We start from the raw sequence: 15,195 nt of genomic DNA on the forward strand, positions 1-15,195 counted from the left end.
AGCGCATGCGATGCGGATGCGCGTCATCAAGAAGTACTTCATCACCGGCCTGCTGATCTGGGTTCCCCTGGTCATCACGGTGTGGGTGCTGGGGCTGCTGGTCGCCACCCTGGAAGGGTTCGTGCCTGGCTTTCTGTCGTCCGAATCGCTGTTCGGCGTCGACATCCCCGGCTTCCGCTTCGTCCTGGTCATCGCGGTGGTGCTTCTGACGGGCATATTCGCGGCCAACCTGATCGGCCGTACCATGGTGGACCAGTGGGAAAGCCTGCTGGGCCGTATTCCTCTGGTGCGATCCATCTACAACTCGGTCAAGCAGGTCAGCGATACCGTGCTTGCCCCGAACGGACAGGCGTTCCGCCGCGCGGTGCTGGTGCAGTATCCGCGGGCGGGTTCCTGGACCATTGCTTTCGTCACCGGCACGCCCAGCGGTGAAGTGGCCGCCAGCCTGCCTGGCGACCACATCAGCGTGTACGTGCCGACCACGCCGAATCCCACGTCCGGCTTTTTTCTGATGGTGCCTCGCGCCGACGCGATCGACCTTCAGATGAGCGTGGACGCGGCATTGAAGTACATCGTTTCCATGGGCGTTGTCGCCCCGGTCCAGGCGGCGACGCCCGCGGTCCGGCCGGCACCGCTCTCTCCGGCGCCGGGCGTGCAAGACGCGCCTCGCGCCGATTCGTAACCCTTACGCTCAAACAAAGCACACAACGGAGTCATCCCGCATGCGTACCTGCTACACCGGCCAGGTTTGCCGTGACCATCTCGGCCAGACCGTCACCCTGTACGGCTGGGTGAACCGCCGCCGTGACCACGGCGGGGTCATCTTCATTGATCTGCGTGATCGCGCGGGCCTGGCCCAGATCGTGTTCGATCCGGACAACGCCGCTTTCGCCACCGCCGAACGCCTGCGCAACGAATTCTGCGTCCGCGTCACCGGCCTGGTGCGCGAGCGTCCCGCTGGCACGGCCAACACCGAGCTGGCCTCGGGCGAGATCGAAGTGCTCTGCAAGGAAGTCGAAATCCTGAACGCGTCGGTTACGCCGCCGTTCCAGCTGGATGACGACAACCTGTCGGAAACCACCCGCCTGACGCACCGCGTGCTGGACCTGCGCCGCCCGCAGATGCAGCGCAACCTGATGCTGCGCTACCGCGTGTCCATCGAAACGCGCAAGTTCCTGGACGGGCTGGGCTTCATCGACATCGAAACCCCCATGCTGGCCAAGAGCACGCCCGAAGGCGCGCGCGATTACCTGGTGCCCTCGCGTGTGAACGCCGGCCACTTCTTCGCGCTGCCGCAGTCGCCGCAGCTGTTCAAGCAGATGCTGATGGTGTCGGGCTTTGACCGCTACTACCAGATCACCAAGTGCTTCCGCGACGAAGACCTGCGCGCCGACCGCCAGCCGGAATTCACCCAGATCGACTGCGAAACGTCGTTCCTGAGCGAAATCGAGATCCGTGAAATCTTCGAGAACCTGATCCGCCACGTGTTCAAGGTGGTGCAGGGCGTCGACCTGCCGTCGCCGTTCCCGATCATGCCCTGGACGGAAGCGATGCGCCGCTACGGTTCGGACAAGCCGGACCTGCGCGTGCAGCTGGAATTCACCGACATGACCGACGTCATGCGCGACGTGGACTTCAAGGTGTTCGCCGCCGCCGCCACCGCGCCCGGCAGCCGCGTGGTCGCCCTGCGCGTTCCGGGCGGCGCCGAGATGTCGCGCAGCGAGATCGACGCCTACACCCAGTTCGTCGGCATCTACGGCGCCAAGGGCCTGGCCTACATCAAGGTCAACGAAGTGGCCAAGGGCCGCGACGGCCTGCAATCGCCCATCGTCAAAAACCTGCACGATGCGGCCCTGGCCGAACTCGTCAAGCGCACGGGCGCCCAGGACGGCGACATCATTTTCTTCGGCGCGGACCGCGAGAAAGTGGTCAACGACGCCATCGGCGCGCTGCGTGTGAAGATCGGCCACAGCGAATTCGGCAAGAAGTCCGGCCTGTTCACGGCCGGCTGGAAGCCGCTGTGGGTGGTCGACTTCCCGATGTTCGAATACGACGAGGAAGACGGCCGCTACACCGCTGCCCACCACCCGTTCACCAGCCCGAAGGATGGCCACGAAGACTTCCTGGAGACCGATCCCAGCAAGGCGTTCGCCAAGGCCTACGACATGGTGCTGAACGGCTGGGAAATCGGCGGCGGCTCGGTCCGTATCCACCGCGAGGAAGTGCAGAGCAAGGTGTTCCGCGCGCTGAAAATCGGCGCCGAGGAAGCTCGCGAGAAGTTCGGCTACCTGCTGGACGCGCTGCAGTATGGCGCGCCTCCGCATGGCGGCATCGCCTTCGGCCTGGACCGCATCGTAACGATGATGACCGGCGCTGAATCTATCCGCGACGTGATCGCCTTCCCGAAGACGCAGCGCGCCCAGGATCTGCTGACGCAAGCGCCGTCGGAAGTCGACGAAAAGCAATTGCGCGAACTGCACATCCGTCTGCGCAACGTCGAAAAAGCGTAACCCCACCCCCGCAGCGCCTTCGGCGCTTCCCCCTCGAGGGGGCCCGCTGGCGGACCGGCAGAGCCGGATCCGCTGCGGTGCGCTTGGGGGCATCAGCGCCTTGCGTCGCTGTTGCCTCGACTGGATGAGTCGTATCGCTTGTGCGTGTGAGTGCATGCCACCCCTGTGGATTGCGCGCCCGTAGCGATGGCGGCGCCGCAAATGTGGGAAGGGCCGGCTGAAATGGAGTAATCTGGCTAACGCCGCCGGGAATGGCGGCGGCTGGCTGGACGTCCTTTCGGAACCCGGCCGGTGGTTCCCAAGATTTGAAAGGCGCCATTGCTTCCATGTCGCTCATCCGAGTCGTCAGCTACAACATCCATAAGGGCCGTTCGGCGTTGGGCCGGCGCGACTCCCTGAATGAACTCCGCCTGGGCCTGTATGGCCTGCGTCCCGACCTGGTCTTCCTCCAGGAGGTCCAGGGCCGCAACGAGCAGAAGTCGCTGCTCGATGCACAGCATGAATCCCTGGCCGCGGCGCTGCGGCTGGATGTGGCCTATGGCCGCAACGCGATCCGCCATGCGACGGATCACGGCAACGCGCTGCTGTCGCGCTACCCCATTCTTGACCACGAAAATCTCGATATCTCCGACCATCGTCTGGAGCAACGCGGCCTGCTGCATGCGCGCGTTGAACTCGGCGGTCGCGCGGTGCATTGTTTCGTGGTGCACCTGGGCCTGTTCGCCGGCAGCCGCAGCCGCCAGATCCTGGCGCTGACCGAACGCATCAAGCGCATGGTGCCCGACGGCGAACCCATCCTCATCGCGGGCGATTTCAACGACTGGAACGACCGCCTGGCGCCTATGTTCGTGCAGCAGCTCGGCCTGTACGAGGTGTTCTCGCATGCGCCGCGCAGCCACGGCGGCGACCTGCCGCGCCTGCGCGACTCGGTCAAGCGCCTTAGCAACGCGCTGCGCGGCCTGCCCAACAGCGGCGTTTCCGTCATGGAGCGCACCAATCAGCTGGGCATGGGCGGCAGTTCGAGCCTCTTGCTGCCGCCTCCGCGCACGTTCCCGGCCGTGTTCCCCTGGTTCCGGCTTGACCGCATCTATCAGCGCGGCTTCGCGGTGCGCAGCGCGCGTGTGCTGCGCGGCCGCGAATGGGCCAAACTGTCCGATCATTCTCCCTTGCTGGCGGAGCTTGAACTTCCGTGAAGGCCGAGCAGGACAGGCTGGAATGGGCGCCGGGCAACGATATCCGCTTGCTGCAGAACGGCGCCGATTTTTTCCCCGCGTTGTGCGCGGCGATTGATGCGGCTACCGTCAGTGTGCACCTGGAGACCTACATCTTTATGGTGGACCGCACAGGTTCGCGGGTGCTGGACTGCCTGGCTTCGGCCGCCCGGCGCGGCGTGAAGGTGCGCGTCGTCCTGGATGGCTTCGGCAGCGCCATGCAGGCGGAACAGGTGCGCACGGCGCTGACCAACGCCGGTGCGCAATGCCGCATCTTCCGGCCCGAACCGCGCTGGTTTGCGCGCTTCATTCCATCGCGCAGCCGCCTGCGGCGCCTGCATCGCAAGGTCACCATCGTCGATGGCCGCGTCGCCTTCATCGGCGGCATCAATATCATCGACGACTACGACGATCTGGATCCGACCGACGGCATCTCCGCGCCGCGTTTTGATTTTGCCGTGCAGATCGAGGGTCCGCTGGTCGCCCAGGCTGCCTATGCGCAGGAACTGCTGTGGGTGCGCCTGAATTGGGCGCGCCTTCGGCGGCATCCGCGCGACTGGAATCGCATGCGGCTGCTCAAGCCGCGCCATGCGCGGGTGGCGCCCTGCGGGAATCTGCGGGCCGCGCTGGTGCTGCGCGACAACCTGCGCTTTCGCCAGACGTTCGAGCGCGCCTACCTTTTCGGCATCTCGCAGGCTCGGCGCGACATCCTGATCGCCAACGCGTATTTCTTTCCCGGCATCAAGTTCCGGCGCGCGCTGGCCAAGGCCGCAGCCCGAGGGGTGCGCGTGCGCCTGCTGCTTCAGGGCAAGGTCGAATACCGGATGCAATACCACGCTACGCGTTCGCTCTATGACCAGCTGCTGCGCGACGGCATCGAGATCTACGAATACATGCCGGGCTACCTGCACGCCAAGGTGGCGGTGATCGACAATGTGGCGACGGTCGGTTCGTCCAACCTCGACCCCTTCAGCCTGTTGCTGGCGCGCGAGGCCAACGTGGTCGTGGACAATCAGCCTTTCGCGTGGGATTTGCAGGAACGCCTGGAGGCGGCCATTCGCGAGGGCGGGCGGTTCGTCCGGCCGCTGGAATACCAGCGCCGGGGATGGCTGCGGCGCTGGGTCGACGCCGCGTCCTATATCTTGCTGCGTATCGGCGTGGCGCTTACCGGCACGTCCGACAAGTACTGAACAGGGCGGGAGACGTCAGGCGCGCGGCTTGAGCAGGCCCAATGCCAATGCGGTCCCAACCAGAATGATGGCGGCGCCGATCACGATGGACGGCGTGAGCGCTTCATCGAGCAGCCACGCGCCCCAGACGACGCCGAAGATCGGCACCAGGAAGGTGACGCTGACTGCCCCGGTCGGCCCCACATTGGCGATCAGGCGAAAAAAGATGATGTAGGCGGCGCCGGTGCAGACCACCGCAAGCAGGATCGTGGATATCCAGGCCGACGCCGAGGCGGGCGCGTCGGGCCAGGCGGGGATGGCCAGGGGCAGCAGCACGAGCGAAGCCGCGATCATGCTGCCCGTGGCGCTGGCCAGCGCGTCCACGCCGCTCAGAAACCGTTTGGTCCAGTTTGCCGCGATGCCGTAGAAGACGGGCGCCGAGACGGCCGCCAGTACGGCCGGGCCGGTCCCGCCGGCCTGGAAGTCCAGCTTGTCCCAAACCAGCACGATGATCCCCACCAGCCCGATCAGCAGGCCCAGCGACCGCATCCAGGGCAGCTTGTCCTTGAGCCACAGCCAGCCGACCACCGCACCCCACACGGGCGTCACCGCATTGGCCACCGACAGGAAGCCGGCGCCCAGCGACTGGGCGGCATAGGCGTACAGCAAGAACGGCACGGCGGCATTCAGCGTGCCGACCACCAGCAGCGCCTTCCAATGGCGGGCAATCAGGGGCAGCTTGCCGCGCCACATCGCGGCCGGCAGCAGGAACAGGGCGGCCAGGCCCACGCGCAGCTCGATCAGCGCGATCGGGCCGAATTCCTTGACCGCCACCCGCATGAACAGGAAGGAGCCGCCCCAGACGGCGGCCAGGAGCAGCAGGTCCATCAGATTGCGTTGACGCATGTTTTGTCTCGGGTGTACGCCTTATTTCCGGCCCGTGGCCAGATTCTTCATCTTGACCCGATGCGCAAGCGCTGCGCAGGTCAGGGACAGGACGATACACAGGACCAGGCCCGTGCGCACTCCGTTTAGCACCGTGCTGTGGGAAATCATAATCCCGACCAGGGCGGTGCCCAGCGCGCTGCCGATGGCGCGCGTCGTCTGCACCAGCGCAGACGCGACGCCGACGTCGCGGCGTTCGCTGAGCATCTGCATGAACAGCGTCAGGTTGGGCAGCAGGAAGCCCAGCGCGCAGCCGTTAACGAAAAAGGCGGCCAGTATCCACCAGGCGGAGGTCCCGGGCGAAATGAGCAGCACCATCAACGACCCGGCCGCAAGCAGCGCCCCGCCGAACACCATCAGCCGCTGGGGTTCGGTCTGCTTGGGAAACAGCCGGCCGTTGATGATGCTGCCCACCGAGATCGCGGCGACCAGCGGCGTAAGCAGCAGGCCGGCCTCGCTGGGGGTATAGCCCAGCACCTGCTGCAGCAGCAGCGGGCTGTAGAAGATCAGGATAAACATCACCGCGCCCACCATCATCGCGGCCAGGTTCAGCAGGCGGGGGTCGCGTCCGGACAGCACGCGCAGCGGGAAGATGGGCGACTTGACGCGCCGTTCCGTCGGAATCAGGATGGCGATCGCCGCCACGCCCACCAGCGCCAGCCCCAGGCCCAGCATGGGATGCGCGTGGTCGCCGCGGGCAAAGGCCAGTTCCAGGGCGGCCAGCGGAGCCCCCACGGACAGCACCAGCAGGATGGCGCCCACCCAGTCGATCTTGCGGCTGCCGTCATGGATGGGACGGATGCGGGGGAAATAGCGCGCCAGCAGGAAGAAAGCGCCGGCCGCCGCGATCGGAGAAATGAAGAAAGCCGCGCGCCAGCCCAGCGCCTGCGTGGCGGCGCCGCCCAGGACCGGGCCGATGCCGCTGGCCATGGCGAACGCCGCCGACACCAGCGCCATCCATCTGACCCGCTGCTTGGCGTCCGGGAACAGGTCGGCAGGCGCCGCGAACGCGGTGGCGATCATCATGCCCCCGCCGATCCCCTGCAGGGTGCGGAACACGATCAGTTGGGTCATGGACTGCGCCAGGCCACAGGCGATGGAGCCGAGCGCGATGATCAGGACCGAAACCAGCATCAGCGGCTTGCGGCCGAACATGTCGCCCAGCCGGCCAAAGATCAGGATGGACGCTGCGGTGGCCAGCAGGTAGCCCGTTCCGACCCAGGCGTACAGCGCCATGCCGTCGAGCGCTTCGGCTACCCGGGGCAGCGTGGTGCTGATGATGGTGGAGTCCAGGGCGGCTAGCACAACCGTTGCCGACACGCCGGCCATCGCCATCAGGAGGTCCCGGCGGGAGCGGGCGGGAGCGGCGGCTGGCTGGGGCGGTGGCGGCGACGGAGTCATGCCGCCAAGGATATCACCGGCACCCTAGGGTTATCACTTGTAGAACGTGTGATATCCCCAGAAAACAGCGATCACCAGCACGACCAGCATCCACGACCAGCGCGAATTCGAGAGGCCGCGGGCCTCGGGTTCAGGAGGCGGCGGCGGGGGCGCCAGCCGCGGCTGCGCCGCCATGTGGTCGATGAAGCCTGCGAAGAACTTCTCGATGATCTTCTCGCCGGCCTTCAGGAGCACGCTTTCCCCGCACTCGGCCAGCTTCCCGCCCGCCATGCCGGCCACGGTATAGGCCACGCGCGTGCCCTCGTCCTTGGTGGTCAGGTTGATCTGGGCGGTGCCGATCGCCAGGCAGGCGGCGCGTCCCTTGCCTTCGAACACCAGCGTGCAGCTGTCGGGAGCGTTGACATCGGAAAGCAGGATCTCGCCTTCGTAGTCGGTGTCTATCCCGGCGATCTTGGCGCGCAGCGTGACCGCGTATTCGGTCGGGCTGCGCATAGCCACTTCCACGCAGCCCGGAATGCATTTCTGCAGCACTCGCGGGTCGGTCAACGCATCCCATGTCTGGTGCTGCGTCGAAGGAATCCATTGGGCATCGGCAATGCGCATGGCTGTCTCCTTATAGAAACGCTATAGGAGCATTCTGTGCCCAAATGGCGGGTTTGGCTATCTCCCGCGGGGAAATGGCCGGGCCCGCCCGCCTCAGCGGCCCTGCCGATCCCCCGCAAGAAGCGAGATCCAGTGCCGAGTCGACTGGTCGTGCGAGGCCGTCTGCGCTTCGCCATGCAGTTCTTGAAGGATGCCGCTGGCCATCTTCTTGCCGGCCTCGACCCCCCATTGATCGAATGGATTGATACCCCAGATCAGCGCCTGGACGAATACCTTGTGTTCGTAAAGCGCCAGCAGGGCGCCCATTGCGTGGGGCGTGAGGCGCGGCAGCACGATCAGCGTCGACGGACGGCCGCCGCGGTGGTGGCGATGGCTGGCGAGCCATTGCGCATTGTCCTCCGGCATGCCTTGGGCGAGCAGGGCGGCGCGGTCCGCTTCGAACGAGGTGCCGCGCAGCAGCGTCTGGCGCTGCGCCAGGCAATTGGCCAGCAGCATGGCGTGTTCTTCGACCCACTGGTGATCGGCTTCGCGGCACATAATGAAATCCACCGCGGCGCCGTCGGTGCCCTGGTGCAGCCACTGGAAGAATGTGTGCTGACCGTCGGTGCCCGGCATGCCCCAGACCGAGGGTCCGGTCGGTACGCCCACTGGCTGGCCAGCCAGGTCGACGGACTTGCCCAGCGATTCCATGTCGAGCTGCTGCAGATAGGGCGCCAGGTATTGCAGGCGGGCGTCGTAGGCGGCGATGCTGAGAGACCCATAGCCCAGCACGCTGCGATTGGCCACGCCGGCCAGCGCCAATTGGACCGGCGCGTTGTCGGCGATGTCCGCCTGGGCGAAGTGGGCGTCCATGGCGGCGGCGCCGGCACGAATGCCTTCGACCACGTCCAGGCCCACTGCCAGCGCTACGGGCAGGCCAACGGCCGACCACAACGAATAGCGGCCGCCCACCCAGTCCCAGAACTTGAAGATCTGGCTGTCGGGGATGCCGAGCTGAGCGGCGGCAGCCGGTTTGGCTGTGATGGCGACGACTTGTTCGTAGGGGTTCTCGATGCCGCTGTCGGCCAGCCACTGGATGGCGCGCCGGAGGTTGGCCAAGGTTTCCGTGGTGGTGAAGGATTTGGAGGTCGCCACGACCAGCGTTTCCCGGGGATCCATGCCCAGGATCGCGTCCTCGATGGCGTGCCCGTCAATATTGGCGACAAATTTCAGGATGCGGCGCGAGCCGTAGCCGCCGCAGGCGTCGGTAGCCAGGCGCACGCCCCAATCGCTACCGCCAATCCCGATGTGGATGATGGATTTCCACTTGCCTTGCGCGTCTGCGTCCAGCACGAATTCGCGCACACGCCGATGTTCGTTCGCGACGGCTTCGATGGGTTCGGGCGCCCGCAGCATGGTGTGCCAGGCGGCGCGGTCCTCGGTCCGGTTCACGTGTTCGCCTGCCAGCAGGGCTTTGCGGGCGGAATCAAAGCCGCGGGCGTTCAGGAGGTTCTCGGCCGCCTGCCGGGCTGCGGGCGAATCCACTTGCGCGCTGAGGTCGATGGTGAGGCCGGCGGCGTGAACGAGGTGAAGGTCGTCGGTGCAAAACGAGGCTTCCAGCACGGCTTCGGAATATGCCTTCCATTCGGGCAGGTGCGGCAGGCTCGCGTGGTCGGCAGGTTGGACAGGATGCATATTTTCGAGAATACGTCTTAATACTGGAAGTGGATTCTACCGGCGGGCCGGATCATCGGCCAATGGCTTTTCGCCATCGAGCAGACCGGGAGTTTAGCTGTTCGTCCCGGATTGATGCAGGCCCTTTTTATTTTGCAAGCCTCGTTTCTATTCTTTTGCAAAGTTGTCGTTATTGCTTTCGTGGCTTGTCCGCGTCTGACGCTACAATCGCGCCTATTCCATCAGGCGCGCCCTTCCATGCTGTACGTCCTTGTAGCGTTTCTGGTTTCGCTCATTTCAACCTTGCTGATCGTCCGCTACCGCTCTTGGCATGATGGCCTTACGGCTGATCATGATTTGGAAGGTGTGCAAAAGTATCATTCGGCTCCCGTCCCGCGTATTGGCGGCCTGTCGCTGCTGATCGCAAGCGGCGTCACCTGCGCGCTGGTGGCGGTGCGCGAACCCGATGTGCTGCCGAATATGGTGCTGCTCATTGCTGCGGGCATGCCTGCGTTCCTTGGCGGTTTCGCGGAGGATTTGACCAAACAGGTCCGCGTATTGGTTCGCCTGGGCCTGGCGATCCTGTCCGGAGCAGCGGCCTATTATTTTCTTGGCGCCGCGGTAACTCGTGTCGACATTATCGGCGTGGATTGGCTGCTGCAGTTCGGGGTGGTGTCGCTGGTATTCACGTCAGTCGCGATCGGGGGCGCCGCCAACGCAATAAACATTATTGATGGTTATAACGGCCTGGCGGCCGTTGTTTCAGCAATGATATTGGCGGGCTTTGCCTACGTATCGTTTTATCTGGGCGACCGTTTTCTCCTGATCGTGGCGCTGAGCACCATGGGCGCAGTTATCGGATTCCTGGTCTGGAACTATCCGCATGGCCATATATTCCTTGGCGACGGCGGCGCCTATTTTCTCGGGTTTATTATTGGCGAACTGTCAGTGCTGATGCTGGCCAGGCATCCCGAGGTTTCGGCCTGGTTTCCGCTGCTCTTGTGCATTTACCCCGTTTTCGAGACCCTGTTTTCGATATACCGGAAGAAGTGGCTGCGCGGCCGCTCTCCCGGCGCGCCTGACGGCGTGCACCTGCACATGCTTATCTATAAGCGGCTGGTCCGCTGGGCGATCGGATCGCGCGAAATGCGCCACCAGACTCAGCGCAACTCGATGACGTCTCCTTATCTGTGGCTGTTGTCGTCCCTGGCCGTCATTCCCGCAGTGCTGTTCTGGCAGCAGCCCTATCTGCTGATGCTATTCACGGCGGTGTTCTCCACAACCTATGTGGTGCTATACCGCCGCCTGGTGCTGTTCCGCATGCCGAAATGGATGATTCTCAAGAAAAAGAAGCGGCAGTGACCGTCGCGCCGCGGCGATAGGCATTACCCGCGCCCGGGCAGCGCCCCAGGGCCGGCCCGGCTACGCTGCAAAGCCCATTGTTGTTGTACAGTTCGGGCTGCGTTGAACGGTGCCCGCCATCATCGGCCAAAGGGCGGCTCCAAGCACGAATCCTTGCTCATGCCCACACGAATTCTCATTGTCCGCACGTCCTCCCTGGGCGACCTCGTCCACATGCTGCCGGCGATCACGGATATCGCCCGGCATGTTCCCGACGCGCAGATCGACTGGGTCGTCGAGGAAGCGTTCGCCGAGATCCCGTCCTGGCATCCAGCCGTTAACGAAATCATCAAAGTCGCGCATCGCCGCTGGCGCAAGTCCTGGTGGTCAGCGCAAGTGCGGGCCGAACGCCGCGCGCTGCGAGAACGCCTGCGATCCGTGCGCTACGACATCGTGCTGGACATGCAGGCGCTGCTGAAATCGGCGTGGCTGGTGCGCCAGACCCAGGGCGTCAAGCATGGCCTGGACTGGCGTTCGGCGCGCGAACCCCTGGCTTCCCTTTTCTATAACGTGCGCCATCGGGTGGAGTTCTGGCAGCCAGCCGTGATCCGCCAGCGCAAGCTGGCTGGCCTGACGTTCGGCTATCAATATGCCGGCCAGCCGGATTTCGGCCTGCAGGGCTTTGCCCGGCAGGCGACGCAGGCTCCCGAACCCGTCCTGGAAGTAGGCAGCGCGGGCTTGAACGTCACGGAGCTTCCGCGGCTTCATCATCTGGACACCGACCGTGGCTACGCGGTGATCATGCCGTCCGCCAGCCGCGACGACAAGCTCTGGCCCGAAGACGACTGGCGCGTGGTTTTCCGTCGCCTGCGCGAGGCCGGCTGCACCCTGAAGCTGCTGGCGGGCAATGACCAGGAAGCCGAGCGGGCGAGCCTGCTCGTGGCCGGCATGGACGGCGCAGAGGTTATGCCCCGCATGGATTTGAGCGCGGTGGCGCGCCTGCTGGCTGGCGCCCGCTTGATGGTGGGCCTGGACAGTGGCCTGACGCACCTGTCGGCGGCCCTGGGCCGCCCCACCATCGGTATCTACCGCGCCTCCACCCCTGTTAGAACGCCCCTGGTCGGTTCGAACTACACCGCCAGTCTGGGCGACCGCGGCGCCTCGCCTTCGCGCGAGGCTGTCATGGCCTCGGTCGAGCAGGCGCTGGCCGCCCAGTGACATGAACCGCGGCGTCTATACCCTGGCGCTCAGGGCGCTGGCGCCGCTGGTGTGGCTGTGGATGGCCCGGCGCGCCAAACGCGCCGGAGGCCAATGGGAGATTTTCTCGGCGGAGCGTTTCGGCCGCACCGAGGCGCCTGCCTCTTCGCTGCCCGATCCCGTCTGGGTGCACGCCGTCAGCCTCGGCGAAACCCGCGCCGCGCTGCCGCTGCTGCAGGCGTTGCTGGACCGCGGCTTGCCGGTGCTGCTGACGCACATGACGGCAACTGGACGTGCAGAGGGCGAGCGTCTGTTCAAGGACGCCATCGGCCGGGGGCAGTTGCGCCAGGCCTGGATGCCCTACGATTTTCCGGGTGCGACGCGCCGCTTCATGGCCGGCTGGCGGCCGCGTTGCGGTCTGCTGATAGAGCGGGAGATCTGGCCCAACCTGTTGGCCGCCGCCCGCCACGCGAAGGTGCCCATGGCCCTGGTCAGCGCCCGGTTTTCGGCTTCGTCCCTGCGCCAGGCGGGGCGGATGGGCGGCGTGATGCGCGAAGCCCTGGCGGGTCTAAATGTGGTGCTGGCGCAGACGGCCGAGGATGCCGACCGCCTGGAGCGGGCGGGGAGCCCGGCGGCCATCGTAACGGGAAGCCTGAAATTCGACCTGGTCCTGCCCGCGGCGCAGGTGCAGGCAGGGAAGGCCTGGCGCGAGAAGCTGGGAAGGCCGGTCGTTGCAGTAGCCAGTACGCGGGAAGGCGAGGATGCGCCCTTCATCAACGCGATCAAGCGGCATGCCGCAACGCCCGGCGCGCCCCTGTTCGTGCTCATTCCGCGGCATCCCCAACGTTTCGAGGAGGCCGCGCGCCTGCTGCGCGAGGCGGGCCTGCGGTTTACCAGGCGGTCCGAAGGCGGCGTTCCGGCTCAGGAAGACGCCGTGATGTTGGGCGACAGCCTCGGCGAGATGGCGTTCTATTACGCGGCATCGGATGTCGCGATCGTGGCGGGCAGCTTTGCGCCCTTGGGCGGGCAAAATCTGATCGAGGCCTGCGCGGCGGGCGTGCCCGTCGTTGTGGGTCCTCATACGTTCAATTTCAAGCAGGCGGCAGAGGAAGCGATCGAGGCGGGCGCGGTGCTGCGGGCGCCCGACGAAGCGCAGGCCACGGATGCTGCGATGGCGCTGCTGGCGGACGGAGAACAACGCCAGCTCGCCAGTCAGGCGGCGCTTGCCTGGTTCGGCATGCACGCCGGTGCAACCCGGCGAACGCTAGACGCGCTGGAACCCTGGCTGGACCGGCCGGGCCAGCGGAGCGCCTAAGGGGCCTTGCGGGGAACCAGCGTCACGGCGCCGGGATTGAGTTCCTGGCTGAAGCGCCGCGCGTCCCGTCCTTCGTCCTCGGGGCGCGCCCCGACCCCAAACCTTTGTCCCAGCGCATAGACGCCCAGGTTCGCCAGCAGGATCAGGATGAAGAGCACTCGCATGCGCGGTCTCGCTCAGGGGGTGGTGTTCAAGGTGGCGCGCGCCACCGCCGCCAGCCCGTCCAGCACAGGGTGGTCCAGATACACCGGCACGGGGGACGCGCCGAACGCGCCGCCCGCGTCGGCCAGCAGCCGTTCGATTTCCTGATGCACCTCGGGCCAGCCTCCGCCCGCCGCGTAGATCTGCGGCGTCTGGCCGTAGCGCTGGCGGCCCGCCAGCCATTGGCGCACGACGGCGCCGGCCTGGGCCGCGGCGATGCCGGACGCAATGGCTTCGTGCGTGTCCGTGGGGTAGGGCACGACCTGGCCGTTGGCGATCGGCAGATTGGCGGTGCCATGAGCCAGGGCATGGCGCATCATGGCCGGGCCGGGCAGGATCAGGCCGCCGGCGAAAACGTTGTCCGGCCCCACCGTGTCGATGGTGGTGGCGGTGCCGAAGCTGGCGAGCACGAAAGGCGGATGGGTGCCCGGCAGGCGCGACAGCACGCCCAGCAGCGAGGCCCAGCGGTCCGCGCCCAGTTGGGTGGGCGTGCGGTAACTGTTGACCAGGCCCAGTGTGGTGGCCTGCGACAGCGACCAGGTCACGGCGCAGCCATGTTTTTGCAGGATGGCTTCAATGGCCTCGCCGCGGGCGGCTCCGGCCACGTTCACGCCTAGGGCCCGCTGGGGCGGGCGCGGCAAGGCGGCCAGCCAGCGGTCCAGCGCGTCGAGGTCCAGGCCGTCGAAGGCGATCGCGGCCGGTTCGCGCGGCATGTCCGGATTGCTGGCGTCCAGCCAACCCACTTTGAGGCGGCTGTTGCCGGAGTCGATGAGAATAATCATGCTTGGCGTCGAATCGAAATTTCACCGACCGAGATCGGTGTGGCGCCCTGGGGCGTTTGCACCAGCAGGCGGCCTTGCTCATCCACGCCGCAGGCCGTGCCGCTCAGAAGAATAGCGCCCTTATCCAGCACGTTGACCGTGCGGTTCGCCAGCGCGTCCACCTGGTCGAAACGCTGCCGGAACGCGCCGAAGCCCTCGCGCTCGAGCGTCAGCACCGCTTCATGCCACGCCGTGGCGCTGGCGCACACCAGGTCGGCCGCGACGGCGGCGTGCGCGGCGCCGGCCTGCACCTGGGTCCAGTCGGCCACGTCGCGTCCCAGCGCCAGTGACAGCGCGCCGGCGTCGACCAGGTTCACGCCCATGCCGATCACCACCGTGTAACCGGCGTCGCGACCGCCCGGGTTGCGGGTTGTCTCGACCAGGATGCCCGCCAGCTTGGCGTCGTGCCACTGCAGGTCGTTGGGCCATTTCATGCAAAGCCCCTGCGAACCGGGCCCGGCGACCGCTCGCAGGGCCTCGCAGGCGGCCACGCCGGCCAACGGAGAAAGCGCCGGCAATTGCGTGGCGGGCAGGTGCACGTCGAACGCGCACGAGAACATCAGCGTGGAACCCGAGCGGTTCTGCCAGGGGCGGCCGGCGCGGCCACGCCCGGTTTCCTGCAGGTGCGTGCCCAGGAGCCAGGGCTTGCCCGCGCCGGCGCCCGTGCGGGCGCGGGCAAGCAGGTCGGCGTTGGTCGATCCGGTGCTTTCCGTCCAGGCGATGTCCTGGAAGGCGGGCAGGCGCGCGCCCAGCGTCCGGGCAAGGGTTTCCGGGGCGGGCAGGTCGATTGGGCAGACTTGGTCGGGCATGGCGGCGATTGTAGGGCAC

At 66.2% G+C, this 15,195-nt stretch carries 14 protein-coding genes; 7 read left to right on the top strand and 7 right to left on the bottom strand.

The window, feature by feature from the left end:
• Positions 1–16: 16 nt before the first annotated feature.
• The 4 genes from KYC_RS07845 to clsB all read left to right on the top strand — a co-directional run bounded on the left by KYC_RS07845 (position 17) and on the right by clsB (position 4,911).
• The gene (locus tag KYC_RS07845) at positions 17–682 is read left to right on the top strand and encodes a DUF502 domain-containing protein (protein ID WP_043517885.1); all 666 of its coding nucleotides are present in this window, start codon (positions 17–19) and stop codon (positions 680–682) included.
• Between the two features lie 40 nt (positions 683–722).
• Positions 723–2,510: an aspartate--tRNA ligase gene (gene aspS, locus KYC_RS07850; RefSeq protein WP_008160730.1), complete on the top strand. Its 1,788-nt coding sequence runs from the start codon at positions 723–725 to the stop codon at positions 2,508–2,510.
• A gap of 326 nt (positions 2,511–2,836) precedes the next feature.
• Positions 2,837–3,703, top strand: a complete 867-nt coding sequence (locus KYC_RS07855; RefSeq protein ID WP_008160732.1) for an endonuclease/exonuclease/phosphatase family protein — start codon at positions 2,837–2,839, stop codon at positions 3,701–3,703.
• Entirely contained in the window at positions 3,700–4,911 is a 1,212-nt protein-coding gene (clsB, locus tag KYC_RS07860) for a cardiolipin synthase ClsB (RefSeq protein ID WP_008160734.1), read from the top strand. Before KYC_RS07855 ends, clsB begins: the two co-directional genes overlap by 4 nt.
• A 15-nt stretch (positions 4,912–4,926) precedes the next feature.
• Here clsB and KYC_RS07865 read toward each other — a convergent pair whose 3' ends face one another.
• From KYC_RS07865 to pgi, 4 genes are all read right to left on the bottom strand, one after another.
• The gene (locus KYC_RS07865) at positions 4,927–5,796 is read right to left on the bottom strand and encodes a DMT family transporter (RefSeq protein WP_008160736.1); all 870 of its coding nucleotides are present in this window, start codon (positions 5,794–5,796) and stop codon (positions 4,927–4,929) included.
• Positions 5,797–5,817: 21 nt separating this feature from the next.
• Positions 5,818–7,170, bottom strand: a complete 1,353-nt coding sequence (locus KYC_RS07870; RefSeq protein WP_008160738.1) for an MFS transporter — start codon at positions 7,168–7,170, stop codon at positions 5,818–5,820.
• Between the two features lie 99 nt (positions 7,171–7,269).
• Entirely contained in the window at positions 7,270–7,839 is a 570-nt protein-coding gene (locus KYC_RS07875) for an SRPBCC family protein (protein WP_008160741.1), read from the bottom strand.
• A 93-nt stretch (positions 7,840–7,932) separates the two neighbouring features.
• Positions 7,933–9,513 carry a glucose-6-phosphate isomerase gene (gene pgi, locus KYC_RS07880; RefSeq protein WP_008160744.1) on the bottom strand — a complete coding sequence of 527 codons (1,581 nt, stop codon included), beginning with the start codon at positions 9,511–9,513 and terminating at the stop codon, positions 7,933–7,935.
• Positions 9,514–9,750: 237 nt separating this feature from the next.
• Between pgi and KYC_RS07885 the strand changes: the two genes are divergently transcribed.
• The 3 genes from KYC_RS07885 to KYC_RS07895 all read left to right on the top strand — a co-directional run bounded on the left by KYC_RS07885 (position 9,751) and on the right by KYC_RS07895 (position 13,345).
• The gene (locus KYC_RS07885) at positions 9,751–10,854 is read left to right on the top strand and encodes an MraY family glycosyltransferase (RefSeq protein ID WP_008160746.1); all 1,104 of its coding nucleotides are present in this window, start codon (positions 9,751–9,753) and stop codon (positions 10,852–10,854) included.
• A gap of 159 nt (positions 10,855–11,013) precedes the next feature.
• Entirely contained in the window at positions 11,014–12,051 is a 1,038-nt protein-coding gene (gene waaC / locus KYC_RS07890) for a lipopolysaccharide heptosyltransferase I (RefSeq protein ID WP_043517886.1), read from the top strand.
• A 1-nt stretch (position 12,052) separates the two neighbouring features.
• Complete coding sequence (locus KYC_RS07895) at positions 12,053–13,345, top strand: 3-deoxy-D-manno-octulosonic acid transferase (protein WP_008160750.1); 1,293 nt, start codon at positions 12,053–12,055, stop codon at positions 13,343–13,345.
• Here KYC_RS07895 and KYC_RS29605 read toward each other — a convergent pair.
• Genes KYC_RS29605 through KYC_RS07905 form a run of 3 tightly spaced genes read right to left on the bottom strand, consistent with a single transcriptional unit; the run spans position 13,342 to position 15,176 of the window.
• The gene (locus KYC_RS29605) at positions 13,342–13,509 is read right to left on the bottom strand and encodes a hypothetical protein (protein WP_008160754.1); all 168 of its coding nucleotides are present in this window, start codon (positions 13,507–13,509) and stop codon (positions 13,342–13,344) included. The two genes, KYC_RS07895 and KYC_RS29605, sit on opposite strands and share 4 nt — an antisense overlap.
• 12 nt (positions 13,510–13,521) lie before the next feature.
• The gene (locus KYC_RS07900) at positions 13,522–14,328 is read right to left on the bottom strand and encodes a type III pantothenate kinase (RefSeq protein WP_008160756.1); all 807 of its coding nucleotides are present in this window, start codon (positions 14,326–14,328) and stop codon (positions 13,522–13,524) included.
• The gene (locus KYC_RS07905; protein ID WP_008160757.1) at positions 14,325–15,176 is read right to left on the bottom strand and encodes a biotin--[acetyl-CoA-carboxylase] ligase; all 852 of its coding nucleotides are present in this window, start codon (positions 15,174–15,176) and stop codon (positions 14,325–14,327) included. The genes KYC_RS07900 and KYC_RS07905 overlap by 4 nt, the downstream gene beginning before the upstream one ends.
• Between the last annotated feature and the right edge of the window lie 19 nt (positions 15,177–15,195).

The sequence above is a fragment of the Achromobacter arsenitoxydans SY8 genome (genome assembly GCF_000236785.1).
GTDB lineage: Bacteria > Pseudomonadota > Gammaproteobacteria > Burkholderiales > Burkholderiaceae_B > Achromobacter > Achromobacter arsenitoxydans.